This is a genomic window from Bradyrhizobium sp. B039 (assembly GCF_038965675.1).
Classification (GTDB): Bacteria; Pseudomonadota; Alphaproteobacteria; order Rhizobiales; family Xanthobacteraceae; genus Bradyrhizobium; species Bradyrhizobium diazoefficiens.
Window position 1 is genome coordinate 1,393,335 of sequence record NZ_CP152416.1, and the last position, 13,380, is coordinate 1,406,714.

At 65.7% G+C, this 13,380-nt stretch carries 13 protein-coding genes; 1 reads left to right on the plus strand and 12 read right to left on the minus strand.

All coding sequences use genetic code 11. The features are described from left to right. Positions 1-183: 183 nt before the first annotated feature. The 4 genes from AAFG50_RS06485 to AAFG50_RS06500 form a co-directional block, all read right to left on the minus strand. A complete protein-coding gene (locus AAFG50_RS06485; RefSeq protein ID WP_028174653.1) occupies positions 184-912 on the minus strand; it encodes a hypothetical protein in 729 nt (242 codons plus the stop codon). A 96-nt stretch (positions 913-1,008) separates the two neighbouring features. Continuing rightward, positions 1,009-1,503: a signal peptidase II gene (gene lspA / locus AAFG50_RS06490; RefSeq protein WP_028174654.1), complete on the minus strand. Its 495-nt coding sequence runs from the start codon at positions 1,501-1,503 to the stop codon at positions 1,009-1,011. 160 nt (positions 1,504-1,663) lie between these two features. After that, complete coding sequence (ileS, locus tag AAFG50_RS06495; protein ID WP_028174655.1) at positions 1,664-4,672, minus strand: isoleucine--tRNA ligase; 3,009 nt, start codon at positions 4,670-4,672, stop codon at positions 1,664-1,666. Positions 4,673-4,875: 203 nt separating this feature from the next. Further along, the gene (locus AAFG50_RS06500; RefSeq protein ID WP_028174656.1) at positions 4,876-5,847 is read right to left on the minus strand and encodes a bifunctional riboflavin kinase/FAD synthetase; all 972 of its coding nucleotides are present in this window, start codon (positions 5,845-5,847) and stop codon (positions 4,876-4,878) included. Positions 5,848-6,079: 232 nt separating this feature from the next. Here AAFG50_RS06500 and AAFG50_RS06505 point away from each other — a divergent pair, with 232 nt between their 5' ends. Continuing rightward, entirely contained in the window at positions 6,080-6,475 is a 396-nt protein-coding gene (locus AAFG50_RS06505; RefSeq protein WP_008567674.1) for a response regulator, read from the plus strand. 199 nt (positions 6,476-6,674) lie between these two features. Here the strand turns inward: AAFG50_RS06505 and AAFG50_RS06510 are convergent, their stop codons facing one another. The 8 genes from AAFG50_RS06510 to pgsA all read right to left on the minus strand — a co-directional run bounded on the left by AAFG50_RS06510 (position 6,675) and on the right by pgsA (position 13,302). Further along, on the minus strand, positions 6,675-7,529 hold the full coding sequence (locus AAFG50_RS06510) for a TIGR01459 family HAD-type hydrolase (RefSeq protein WP_028174657.1): 855 nt from the start codon (positions 7,527-7,529) through the stop codon (positions 6,675-6,677). Positions 7,530-7,544: 15 nt separating this feature from the next. Continuing rightward, positions 7,545-9,035 (minus strand): EAL domain-containing protein, encoded by a 1,491-nt coding sequence (locus tag AAFG50_RS06515; RefSeq protein ID WP_028174658.1) that lies wholly within the window; start codon positions 9,033-9,035, stop codon positions 7,545-7,547. 146 nt (positions 9,036-9,181) lie between these two features. Further along, complete coding sequence (locus AAFG50_RS06520) at positions 9,182-10,312, minus strand: YihY/virulence factor BrkB family protein (RefSeq protein WP_028174659.1); 1,131 nt, start codon at positions 10,310-10,312, stop codon at positions 9,182-9,184. A 1-nt stretch (position 10,313) separates the two neighbouring features. Continuing rightward, entirely contained in the window at positions 10,314-10,901 is a 588-nt protein-coding gene (locus AAFG50_RS06525) for a phage holin family protein (protein ID WP_011090208.1), read from the minus strand. Positions 10,902-10,990: 89 nt separating this feature from the next. Then, a complete protein-coding gene (gene prmB / locus AAFG50_RS06530) occupies positions 10,991-11,950 on the minus strand; it encodes a 50S ribosomal protein L3 N(5)-glutamine methyltransferase (RefSeq protein WP_028174660.1) in 960 nt (319 codons plus the stop codon). Further along, a complete protein-coding gene (locus AAFG50_RS06535) occupies positions 11,950-12,432 on the minus strand; it encodes a molybdenum cofactor biosynthesis protein MoaE (RefSeq protein WP_011090206.1) in 483 nt (160 codons plus the stop codon). Before AAFG50_RS06535 ends, prmB begins: the two co-directional genes overlap by 1 nt. Before the next feature lie 4 nt (positions 12,433-12,436). Beyond that, entirely contained in the window at positions 12,437-12,688 is a 252-nt protein-coding gene (moaD, locus tag AAFG50_RS06540; protein WP_011090205.1) for a molybdopterin converting factor subunit 1, read from the minus strand. After that, positions 12,685-13,302: a CDP-diacylglycerol--glycerol-3-phosphate 3-phosphatidyltransferase gene (gene pgsA / locus AAFG50_RS06545; protein WP_011090204.1), complete on the minus strand. Its 618-nt coding sequence runs from the start codon at positions 13,300-13,302 to the stop codon at positions 12,685-12,687. The genes moaD and pgsA overlap by 4 nt, the downstream gene beginning before the upstream one ends. Positions 13,303-13,380: the final 78 nt, after the last annotated feature.

Genomic DNA, 13,380 nt, shown 5'->3' on the forward strand with positions numbered 1-13,380 from the left:
AGCCCGGATGTCCGGCTCGGAGGCACGGCATGCTACACCGTGCGGCTGAGGCTTCGCGTCACGAAGCAGAGAACTCAACGCGTAGGCAAGTTACTGATAAGCAATTCAAGGGCCGCGTCCGGCGCGCATGAGCCGCCGGCGCCAGGTTCGCTAATGTCAGGACGTCGCGGCGGGCGAGGGGGGCTATTGCTCCTTGTCCTTGCCCGACATGATGTCGAAATAGGTCCGCCGCGACTTGTCCGGACCGGCGCCATAGGCGTAGTTCGGCGACGGCGTCTGATAGCCCGGCGGGGGCTCGACCAGCGACTGGCGCGGGGGTTCGCTCGTGAATTGCTTTTCCTCGGAGCTGTTGCCGCCCTTCATCATGTTCCACAGGCCACCGGAGAAACCGAGCTGGGCGGGGCTGAGCGACGGGTTGCCGTTGGTGCCCGGCTGAATCGGATCGTTGCTGGTGCGCTCCGGGGCAGCTGCCGTGCCGGCTCTCATCTCGGCGGGCGTCAGCGGCTGGGCCGCCTGCCAGTTCTCCGTCGCCTTGACGGCCTTTTTCCTCTGAGCGATGGCCTCCTTGCGGCGCTTCTCGTCGGGGTCCTTCGGCCAGTTCGGCGCGTTCTTGGCTTCGGTGCCGGCGGGCGGCGGCAGGTCGAGCTTGGGCGGCACCACCAGCGGCGACCGCTCGCGGTACTCGATACCTTTCTTCTCCATGCTCTTGGCGCCGATACCGGACATCAGATTGTCGATGAGCTTCTCTTCGAAGGTCATGTCGTCATCATCGTCGCCGTCGTCACCGGCGCGGACCGGGCCTGCCGACATGACGAGACCGATGCCGAGCGCGACAGCGGACAATTTCAATGCCCGCATGAACCCCCATTTGGGGTCTCGAACCATCGAACCGCTGGTCTTCGAGCTGCGCATCACTGTACCTGTTCCATATTGTGGCAGATTGCCGCTCGCGCGCGGCCAACCCTCGCAAAAGGCCGGGTTCCACCTGCCGGTCCGTATCGGCCGGGATCAGGGCGCTTTTGCGGCGGGTACCCCCAGGAAGGAATCATACAATAGCCCCGCCACCCCAGCAACGATGGCTACGTCCGCGAGGTTAAACACGTACCAATTATAGGTATTTCCGCCGATATCGAGATGAAACAGGGCAAAATCGACCACCGCGCCATAGGCCAGGCGGTCGATGCCGTTGCCGATGGCACCCCCGATGATCAGCCCGAGCGCGACGGTCGCAAGCAGGGTGTGGGAGCGGGCCATCCAGATCGCCAGCGCGACCACCGCGATGGCCTTGACCGCCATCAGCGCGAGCTGCGCCGCCTGGCTGTCGTTCTGGAGCCAGCCGAAGCTGATGCCGATGTTCCAGGCCAGCACCAGGTCGAAGAACGGCGTCACCCGCACCGCGCCGCGATGGGCGAGGTCGAACCCGTGCAGCAGCCAGAGTTTCGAGGCCTGGTCGAGGATGACCGTGGCGATGGCGGAGAGGATGCCGGCGCGGAGGGGGGTCATCGTGCGTGACCCAACGCCGCCGCGGCATACTCCGCCGTCGTCCTGGCGAATGCCAGGACCCATAACCCCAGGCGGTAATCGTTTGAAAGACTCGGGGTCATCGATCTCTGTTCACCTTTGACGGCGGTGGTGATGGGCCTGGCTTTCGCCGGGACGACTATCAGACCCCCACCCCCAGCGCCTTCCATTCGCGCAGCGCCTGGGCGTCGCGCGGGGTGACGTCGGGATACTCAGGGTCTTCGCCGACCGTCTGCGAGATCTTCCAGGAGCGGGCGCATTTGGTGCCGACCGCCTTCTCGATCACGACGGCAACGCCTGGCACCGCATCGAGACGGAACGCCGAAGCCGGCGCCTCGCCCTCGCGCACCTCGTAGTTCGAGGTGATGCAGACCTCGGCGAGGTCGGTGTCGAATAGCGTCGCCAGCATGTCGCGGTCGGCGACATAGATCACGGGCGATGCCTCCAGCGACGAGCCGATGTTCTTGGCGGCGCGTTCGAGCTCGAGCGCGCCGGTGACGACGCGGCGGACGTTGCGGATCGTCTCCCATTTCGCGGCGAGCTTGTCGTCGCGGAGCTTTTCGATGTCCGCCGGGAACAGGGTCAAATGGACCGACGGCTCCGCGTTGGGGCGGAACATCCGCCAGGCTTCGTCGGTCGTGAAGCTCAGGATGGGCGCGAGCCATTTCAGGATGGCGTCGCACAACAGGTCGATCGTGGTGAGCGCGGCCTTGCGCGCCGGCGAGGACGGCGGATCGCAATAGAGCGTGTCCTTGCGGATATCGAAATAGAACGCCGACAGCTCCGAGTTCATGAAGGCCGCGAGGCTTGCGACCACGGTCTTGTAGTCGAAGGCGGCATAGGCGTTGCGAACGGTCTCGGCATGGCCGGCCAATTCGTGCAGCATCAGCCGCTCGAGCTCGGGCATCTCGGCATAGGCGACCTTCTCGCTCGGCTTGAAGTGATGCAGCGTTCCAAGCATCCAGCGGATCGAGTTGCGCAGCTTGCGATAGGTCTCGATGGTGTTCTTCAGGATCTCGGGCCCGATGCGCTGGTCGTCGGCATAGTCGGTCGCGCAGACCCACAGGCGCAGAATGTCCGCGCCCGAATCCTTGATCACCTTCTGCGGCTCGACCGTGTTGCCGAGCGACTTCGACATCTTGCGGCCGTTCTCGTCGAGCGTGAAGCCGTGGGTGAGCACGATGTCGTAGGGCGCGCGGCCCCGCGTGCCCGCGCTCTCCAGCAGCGAGGAATGAAACCAGCCGCGATGCTGGTCGCTGCCTTCGAGATACATCACGGTGTCGCTGCCGCCGTCGACCTTGCGGACGATGTTGCCGAGCTGCGGGAAGTTTTGGCGATCCTCGAGCACGAAGGCATGCGTGGAGCCGGAATCGAACCAGACGTCGCAGATGTCGTCGACCTTCTTCCAGTCTTCGCTCGCGCGGGAGCCGAGGAAGCGCTCGCGGGCGCCGTCCATGTACCAGGCGTCGGCGCCTTCCTCCATGAAGGCCTCGGCGATGCGCTGGTTGACGATCTCGTCCTGCAGGATCTCGGCCGAGCCGTCGCTCTTCTCGCGCACGAACACGGCGATCGGCACGCCCCAGGCGCGCTGGCGCGAGATCACCCAGTCCGGACGGTTGGCGATCATGCCGTTGATGCGGTTCTCGCCCGACGGGGGCACCCATTGTGTGACCGAGATCGCGTGCAGCGCGCGGGCGCGCAGCGTGTCGCCCTTCTTCGCATGGCCGTTCGCGCTGATGTCCTTGTCCATCGCGATGAACCATTGCGGCGTGTTGCGGAAGATCACCGGCTTCTTCGAGCGCCAGGAATGCGGATATTGGTGCTTGAGGCGGCCGCGGGCCAGCAGCTTGCCGGCGTCGATCAGCGCCTTGATCACGGCCTCGTTGGCATCGCCCTTCTCGCCCTTGTCGTTGATGACGCGTTTGCCGACAAAACCCGGCGCGTGGTCGGTGAAAGCGCCGTTCTCGTCGACGGTGTAGGGGATCGTGGTGTTGATGCCGCGCGCTTCCAACTCGCGCGCATTCGCCATCCAGACGTCAAAGTCCTCGCGGCCGTGGCCGGGCGCGGTGTGCACGAAGCCGGTGCCGGTATCGTCGGTGACGTGATCGCCCGGCAGCAGCGGCACCGTGAATTCGTAGCCGCCGCTAAAACCCTTCAGCGGATGTGCGCATTCCACCGCGTCGAGCGTGTCCGCCGGCAACTCGCGCACCTTCTCATAGGTCGTGACGCGGGCCTGCTTGAACACTTCTGCGGCCAGCGCATCGGCCAGGATCAGGAGATCACCGGTCTTCGCCCAATTGTCCGCAGGCGCATCCGTCACCTTGTAGAGGCCGTAGGCGATCTTCGGTGAGAACGAGATGGCGCGGTTGCCGGGCAGCGTCCACGGCGTGGTGGTCCAGATCACGACGCTGGCGGAGGCGAGCGCGCCGTGCGCTGGCGAGGTGACCGGGAATTTCACCCAGACCATGTCGGAGGTGTAGTCCTCGTACTCGACCTCGGCTTCCGCAAGCGCGGTCTTCTCGACCACGCTCCACATCACCGGCTTGGAGCCGCGATACAGCGTGCCGTTGGCGGCGAACTTCATCAACTCGCGTGCGATCTGCGCTTCGGCTGGATAGCTCATCGTCTGATAGGGATGATCCCAGTCGCCGATGATGCCGAGGCGCTTGAATTCCTCGCGCTGCACGTTGATCCAGTGCGTCGCGTAGGCGCGGCACTCTTTTCGGAACGCGACCATCGCGGCGGAGTCGCGGAAGTCGGGCTTCTGCTTGCCCTTCTTGCGGTAGTTCTCCTCCTCGATCTTCCATTCGATCGGCAGGCCGTGGCAGTCCCAGCCGGGCACGTAGTTGGAGTCGAAGCCGAGCATCTGCTGGCTCTTGGTCACGACGTCCTTGAGAATCTTGTTCAGCGCGTGGCCGATATGGATGTTGCCGTTGGCGTAGGGCGGGCCGTCATGCAGCACGAATTTGGTGCGGCCCTCGGCTTCCTGGCGCAGCCTGTCGTAGAGGCCGATGTCGTTCCAGTATTTCAGGATCTCCGGCTCGCGCTGCGGCAGGCCGGCGCGCATCGGGAATTCGGTCTGCGGCAGGAACAGGGTTTTCGAATAGTCTTTGGCTTCGGACTTTTCGGACTTTTGCGGCTTTTCGGACATGAGGCTGACTGGCTCGGAAGGGCGCGGGAACGGATGGCGATGCGGAATCGCGGGGTGAAACGACGAAATCCCGGTCTTGCGCCGAGCCTTCAGGCTCAGGCGGAAGCCGGGCCGCTAATCCCTATGATGCGCCCCGCAAACATGGGCACTCCATAGCAGCCGGGCGGAGGAAGCGCAAAGGTCCGGCAGGCCGGTTTTCGGCCTCAATCGATGACGCCCAGCCGCGGAAATGCGTCGGGGGCGGCGGCCAGCATGGCGCGGGCGCGGGCGGAATCGTCGTCCATCTGGCGGATCAGGGTCTCCAGGCTGTCGAACTTCAGCTCCTCGCGGATGAAGCCGACGAAGGCGCAGTCGAGCGCCTGCCCATAGAGGTCGCCCTTGAAGTCGAACAGGAAGATTTCCAGCAGCGGGGCGCCATTGTCAAAGGTCGGGCGGCGGCCGAAGCTCGCCACGCCGTCCAGGCGCTCGGCGCCGCGGCCGACCCGCACCGCATAGATGCCGTGCTTGAGGCCGCAATTGGCGTCGAGGCGGATATTGGCGGTGGGGTAGCCGAGGTCGCGGCCGCGCTTTTCGCCATGGATCACCTCGCCGGTGATGAACCAGGGGGCGCCGAGCATGGTGGTGGCTTCGTCAAGCTGGCCCTCGGCGAGCGCAATCCGGATGGCGCTGGAGGAAACCGGCCGTTCGTCGAAATCGACATGCGGCTGCACGTCGACCTCGATGCCGAGCCGGGGCGCCTCGTTGACCAGCAGGCTCGGCGAGCCGACCCGTCCCTTGCCGAAATGGAAGTCGTAGCCGACCGCGATTGCGCTGACGCCGAGACGTCCGATCAGGTCATGGTGAATGAAATCTTGCGCGCTGGTGCCGGCTCTCGCCTTGTCGAAGGTCATGACCACGGCGCCGGAGAGCCCGGTCCCGGCCAGAAGCCGCAGCTTGGCCCGCTCGTCCGTCAGGCGGAATTGCGGGGTGTTGGGGCTGAAAAACCGCCGTGGATGCGGCTCGAAGGTCAACGCCAGCGCAGGGCGGCCATGCGCCCGGCCCATCTCCAGGGCCGCTGCGATCACGGCGCGATGACCGAGATGAACCCCGTCGAAATTGCCCATGGCGACCACGGCGCCCCGGGGGATCGCGGAATCCGGCGTGGTGTCGCGGATAACGGTAAAATGCGGGGCCATCAGGGGAAATTCTCGAGCCGGCGGGACCGGCCGGGACCGTGGCGTGACCCGCCCGGCGAAGTCAAGCGGGGGGAGGCGGCGGCATTGAACGCCATTTCAATTCTTCGGGGGCGGCGGCAGTTAACGCGCTGTTTAACGCCTTGGTGCTAGTCCTTGAAACGTGGAACTGCACGGGCCTCCGGCCTGGCGGCTCCGATCGTAATATTCCTGAGTTTGCGTTGGGGGAGTCGAGATGGCGGTTGATTTGTCGATGCCGGTTCTGGTGGTGGATGACTACAGCACCATGATCCGTATCATCAGGAATCTGCTGAAGCAGCTTGGCTTCGAGAACATCGACGATGCCAGCGACGGTTCGGCGGCGCTGAACAAGATGCGCGGCAAGAAGTACGGCCTCGTGATCTCCGACTGGAACATGGAGCCGATGACGGGTTACGACCTGCTGCGCGAGGTGCGCGCGGATCCGAACCTCGCCACCACGCCTTTCATCATGATCACGGCGGAATCGAAGACCGAGAACGTGATCGCGGCCAAGAAGGCCGGTGTGAACAACTACATCGTCAAGCCGTTCAACGCGGCGACGCTGAAGACCAAGATCGAGGCGGTCTTCCCGGACATGGCGAGCGCGTAAGCGCGCCTGGGCTATCGGTTGAATTCGCAAGGCCCGGGCTCGTCCCGGGCCTTCTGCATTGCGAGTGTCATTCCGCGGCGGTGCGCAGCACCGAACTATGGTGCGCGATTGCGCACCTGAGAATCTCGAGATCCCCCGATGCGCAATTGCGCATCTGAGGTCTGGTCCTTCGGACCATCCCGGGATGACGGCTATGCCGTCACCACTTCAATTCACGCATCAGCGCCTTCGGCGGGTGGCCGAACAATTCCATCACGGACGCCGGGTCGAGCTGGTCGAGACCTTCGAACTCCTCGGCATGGATGCCGCGGGTGACGAACAGGCAGTCGATGCCGAATTCGCGCGCGCCGGTGAGGTCGGTGCGGACGGAATCGCCGATCGCCAGCACGCGTCTGCGGTCGATCTGGTGGCCCTGGCGTTCGCCGGCGAGCGCCATCGCGCGCTCGTAGATCGGCCGGTGCGGCTTGCCGTAGAAGATCACCTCGCCGCCGAGCTCGCGATAGAGCTCGGCGATCGCGCCGGCGCAATAGATCAGCCGGTCGCCGCGTTCCACCACGATGTCCGGGTTGGCGCAGACCAGCGTCAGCTTGCGCTCGCGCGCCTTCAGCATCATGCCGCGATAGTCTTCCGCCGTCTCGGTCTCGTCGTCATAGAGGCCGGTGCAGACGATGTAGTCGGCCTCTTCCAGCGGTGCGGTCACCGCATCGAGGCCGCGATAGATCGAGTTGTCGCGCTCGGGGCCCAGCCAGAACATCTTGCGGCCGGGATGCTCGGCGACGTAGAGCCGGGTCAGATCGCCTGACGAGACGATCGCGTCATAGGTCTCGTCGGCGACGCCGAGCTTGCGCAATTGCCGCTGTACGGAGTCGGCGGGGCGCGGTGCATTGGTGATCAGGATTACCGTACCGCCGCGGCTGCGATAGGTGTGCAGCGCTTCGCAGGCTTCGGGGAAAGATTCCAGGCCGTTGTGAACCACGCCCCAGATGTCGCTGAGCACGACGTCCACATCGCCCACGAGCTCGCGCAGGCTTTCGGCGAAATGCAGCGTGGTCATGATGCGCACGGCCGATCAGATGCGGCGCGCGAGCGCCGCGTTGCCGGTGATGCGTTGTGCTGGAGGAGCGGCTGACGTCGCGCCTGGGCTGGGTGTGCCGGAGACATTGGATCCCTGAATGTCCTGCGCCTGGTTCGGCGAGGCCCCGCCGGTAGCAGATGCCCCCTCCGGCCGCAATGGCCGGGGCGGCGCGAACAGGAACCCCTGGCCGAACCGCACGTCATAGTCGAGCAGATCGACCACGGCGCGCTCGCCCTCGATCCGCTCGGCGATCAGGTCGATACCGAAGCGGCCGAGCAGGTCGGAGAGGTCGGACGGGTGGATGTCGGAGGTCGAGGCCTGCCTCGGATCGAGCAACAGCGTGGCCGGCACCTTGATGAAGCGCACGCCGCGGTCGGCGAGCTCGCGCGGCTCGATGCGCAGATCCGTGACATGGTCGATCGAGAAGCGGAAGCCGCGCTGGGCGAGCGCGGCGAGGTTCTCGGACTCGGCCGGGCCGAGATTGCGGAAGGTCGACTGCTTGAACTCCAGCACCAGCGACGGCGCCAGCGCCCGGTTGGCTTCGAGGAAGTCGAGGCATTGCGCGAAGGTGGTGGAATTGCCGAGCGTGGAGGCCGCGACGTTGCAGAACACGCCGACGTCCTTGTTGCGGACCATGAGGCGGCGCAGCACCTGCACACAGCGCAGCATCACCATGTTGTCGACACGCCCGATCAGGCCCGAGGCCTCCGCGATGCTGATGAACTCCTCGGCGGCGATCAACTGGTCGCGCTCGTCGCGGACCCGTGTCACCGCCTCGTAGAACCGCACCTTGCGCTGCGGCAGCGTCACCATCGGCTGGAGGAAGATGTCGACGCGGTTCTCGTCGATCGCGCTGCGCAGCGTCGCCAGCAATTGGGTCTGGTTGCGTCCGTTGGCAGTCTGAACCGGATGGGCGGTTTGGGCCTGAACTGACGGTGCCGGCCGCGGCTGCGCTGCGGGAGGCGGGGGAGCCGCGGGAAGCGGTGGTGGCGCCACCGGCTGCTCCCCGAGCGGCGCGATCAGGTCGATCGGTGCTTCCGGTTCCGCCCTTGCGACCGGAGCGGGAGAGGGCGGCGTCGCGCCGGCCAGCAGGTCCTCATGGGTCGACACGGTGGAAGCGAGCTGCCTGACCAGCCCGCCGAGCTCGTTGATCTCGCCGACCACCGACTGGATGCGGTCGGAATTGGTCGAATTGGACGAGGCGATACGCCCTTCGATCGCAGCCAACCGGCGGCCGAATTCGGCCACCTGGCGGGCGAGGTCGGCGGTGCCGCGCGAGAGGTCGGCGATCTGGCTGCCGACGTCGCTGCGGTCGCGCAGCCGCATCGACACCGCGTTGTAGAGGATCAGGAAGGTCAGCGCGGTCAGCGCCACGATCGCGGATTCGGTTCCGCTGATGCCGGCGACCGCGTAGAGCGCCAGCCCGAGCGAGGCCGCGACCAGAACCATGCAGATGGCGATGAAGATCGTCGAAATGCGAATCATGCCGCGCGTTACGCCTCAAGAGCTGACTGCCTCACCCGGGAAAACACGGGTTACTGTGCGAACCCGTCACGCCTCATGCTCCCCCAAGCCGCGTGACCCTAACATCATTGTTGATTCGAGGGGATAGCGGTCCGTTCGCGGCGAGGTCAGGCCGGGGCGGCGGCGCCGACCGTATCCGCAGAGACCGCCTCGCGGCTTCCGAGCGGCCTCGGTTGCCCGGTGGTCGTGTCGCGCAGGGTCTGCCGTTCGATCTCCGAGTTCAGCTCGGCGCCGAACATGATGACGATCGCGGACATCCACATCCACATCATCAGGCCGATCGCCGCGCCGAGCGAGCCGTAGGTGGCGTTGTAATTGGCGAACTCGGACAGATACCAGGACAGCAAGGCAGAGCCGGCAATCCAGAGCAGGGCGGCCGCCACCGCACCGAGGCTCAGCCATTGCCAGCGCGGCGCATCGCGGCTGGGTGCGAAGCGGTAGAGGATGGCAAGCGCCACGAGCAGGATGAGGAACAGGAGCGGCCATCGTGCCAGCGCCACGATCAACTTGCTTTCGGGCGCCAGGCCGAGATGATCGAGCGCGAGCGGGAAGGCGACGACGGCGCCCACCATCAGCAGCAGTGCCACGATGCCGCCGGCCGTGAAGGCCAGCGACACCAAGTTCAGCCGGATGAAGCTGCGCTTCTCGCGCTCCTCATAGGCGACATTGAGGGCATCGAAGATCGATTTGACGCCGGCATTGGCGCTCCAGATCGCAAGCAGGAGGCCGAGCAGGAAGGTGACACCAAGCGTCGTATTGCCCTTCGACACCACACGCGCGACCTGGTCCTCGACGATCTGGAACGAGCCCTCGGGCAGCATCGCCGCAAGCGTTTGCAGATTGGCGCTGATCGTCGAGGGATCGGCGAACAGGCCGTACGATGAGACCAGCGCGGTGACTGCGGGGAAGATCGCGAGCAGCCCGAAGAACACGACACCGCCCGCCGTGGCGAGCAGGCGATCGTCGTCGATGCGCTGATAGGTACGCCAGAAGATATCCTTCCAGCCGGCCCAGGGGATAGCGAGGGGACTCTTCGCACCGCGGCGATGGCCGGGCTGGACGGCCGCACGCGCCGGGCTCGTTTCCGGTGCATTCGCCTCGCCATTGTGGTGGTCTTGCGGAGGCCCCGGCCGGACCACGCCGGGGTCCTGGAAGTAGCGCTCGGCGGTCAGCACGAAGACGGCCGTGGTGGCGATCAGCAGCCAGGAGTCGAGCTGCCCTGAGCGCCGCGCGGGCATCTCAAGCGTCCAATCCGTGCCCGTGCCGTCTCCGACGCGCGGCCGTGAAGCCCAGCAGCCCGACGGCTGCGAGCATCAGACCCAGCTGCACGGGACGGTTGGCGCGCACGGGCCGGGTGTTGCCGCCATGGCTGCGTTCGCCGGGTGCGAGCGGCGCCAGGGGAATCGTCGTCGCGACCTCTTTCACCGCCTGCTTGACCGTTCCGCGCGGAATCCGCGGGGTGGCGATTGCAACGCGCAGGCGGCTGGCCAGCGGCACGATCGGCTTGTCCCGACGGTTCATCTGGGCCAGAGCCGCGCCGCCGCAGCATGCAGCCAGGACCAACAGCACGGCGCCGACGGCACCGAAGCCCCAGAACTGTCCGTAGGTGATCGCGATCCAGCGGTACAGGGCGACCAGGCCGACAAAGAAGGCCGCGATCAGGAACAGCCCGGCCACTGCGAACAGGCCGGCCGCGACCGCATAGGACGTCGCCCGTCCCGTGGCCTGGCTGGTGCGGTCACGCAAGTAGGACCGGGCGGCACGCTTGAGATGGTTGAGTTTCAGCGCCACGCCGACGCGCAGCAATTCGCCCGATGGCGCGAGCATGCGGACATCCTCCGAGAGCGAGACATTCGTCGGGGATGAACGTGACGGGATTTGACTTGTTCCGCGCGGAGTGCCGCCGCGGCGGCCGATCAGTCGAGATCGGCGGCCGCGATCCAGAATACCTCGCCTTCGGAGTCTTCGGTGTCCAGCCAGAGCAGCGGCAGTTCCGGGAAGGCCTCGTCGACCAATTCGCGGCCGCGGCCAATCTCGCAGATCAACCCGCCGTCCGGCGTCAGGTGCTCAGGGGCGTCGCGCAGGATCCGGCGCACCACGTCGAGACCGTCGACGCCGCCGTCGAAGGCAAGCTTCGGCTCGGCTCGGCATTCCGGCGGCAAGGCCGCCATGCCTTCCGCATCGACGTAAGGCGGGTTGGTGATGATAAGGTCGTATCTGTTATCGCCGAGCGGGGCGAACAGGTCGCCGCGATGGAGCGTGACCCGCTCATCGAGCCCGTGCTCCCCGACATTGCGCGCGGCGACTTCGAGCGCGCCCTTGGAGATGTCGACGGCATCGACCGTTGCATTCGGGAAGTGATACGCGGCGAGGATGGCAAGGCATCCCGAACCCGTGCAGAGGTCGAGCACGCGCTCGACGGCCGTGGGGTCGTCGATCAGCGAGCCGGCCTCGCCGTCGCCGCCGAAATGCGAATCCAGCAGTTCGCCGATGTAGGAGCGCGGGACGATGACGCGCTCGTCGACATAGAAGGGCAGGCCGCGCATGTAGATCTTGTTGACGAGATAGGCGGCCGGTTTGCGCGTGGTCACGCGCTGATGAATCAGGTCGAGGAGGGTCTTGCCTTCCGCGGCGGTGACGCGGGCGTGGGCAAAGGCCTCGAACTGGTCGGGATGCAGATGCAGGGCCTCGCAGACCAGGAAGGCCGCTTCCGCCACCGGATCGGTGGTGCCGTGCGCGAAGGCGAGCTTGGCTTCATTGAAGCGGCTCACGGCATAGCGGACGTAGTCGATGAGCGTGACAAGCTCGCCGCGGCCGACCTTCGCAAGTTTTGGCGCGGCGCGGCCGCGCGCGGTCTTTTTCGAAGCTCTTGCCATCAGGATTTCGTCCAGCGTGCGGCGGCCTCGTCATCACGGGCGTGGGCCTCGACCCAGCCGGTGCCGGTGGCGCTCTCTTCCTTCTTCCAGAACGGCGCGCTGGTCTTGAGATAGTCCATCAGGAACTCGGCCGCCTGGAATGCGGCCTGACGATGCTGCGAGGCGGTCAGCACCAGCACGATGTTCTGGCCGGGCATGAACCGCCCGACGCGATGGATGACCGTGACGCCGTTGAGCGGCCAGCGCGTGGTTGCCTCGTCGACATGACGCTTGATCTCTTCCTCGGCCATGCCGGGATAATGTTCGAGCGTCAGCGCGGCGATCTTCGCGCTATCCTCGTCGCCGCGGCAGATGCCGGAGAAGCTCACGACCGCGCCGATGTCGGTCCGGCTCCTGGTCAGGAGCGCGATCTCGCGCGCAATGTCGAAATCGTCCTCTTGAATACGGATGGTGACGGGGCCGGTGGTCGCAGGGGAAGTCATGGGCCTAGCCGCCGGTCATCGGCGGAAAGAACGCGATCTCGCGGGCGCCCGCGATTGCGGCGTCCGACTTGACATGGGCATGGTCGATCGCGGCGCGGATGACCTTCGGCTTCTCGAACGCATAGGCATAGGCCTCGCTCCGGCCGGACAGCCAGGCGATCAGCTCCTCGACGGTGCGCACGGTCGCGGGCGGCTCGATGGTTTCCTCGGCCTTGCCGACGCGTTCGCGCACCCAGGCAAAATATTTCACCTTCATACCTCATCCTCCTTGATGAGGTGATGGATGCCGGAGCGGAAATAATCGTAGCCGGTGTACATGGTGAGGATCGCCGAGGCCCACAGCAGCAAGAGGCCGATCTGGGTCACGACAGGTACGACCTGGTCGCCGGCCTCGCCCGCGAGCAGGAAGCCGATGGCGACGAGCTGGACCGTGGTCTTCCACTTGGCGAGCTTGGTGACGGGCACGCTGACGCGCAGCGCGGCGAGATATTCGCGCAGGCCCGAGACCAGGATCTCGCGGCACAGGATCACGATGGCGGCCCACAGCGACCAGCCATGGATGATACCGTCGGCGGCCAGCATCAGCAGGCAGGAGGCGACCAGCAGCTTGTCGGCGATCGGATCGAGCATCCGGCCGAACGCCGATTGCTGATTCCAGATCCGCGCGTAATAGCCGTCGAGGTAATCGGTGACTGCCGCCGCGATGAAAATGGCGACCGCGACCCAGCGCAGCCACAGCGGCTGATCCAGAATCGACTGCGCGTAGATGCACCCGACCACGACCGGGATCGCGGCGATCCGGCCATAGGTCAGGATGTTCGGGAGGGACATCGCGCGGCTGGTCGTCCCTCGTGTCGTGGCGATGTTCATCCGTCCTACCAATACCGCTCAAGCCTGAAGGTCAACCGTCCCGCTCCCAAATGGGGTGCAGGATGCGACGACCATATG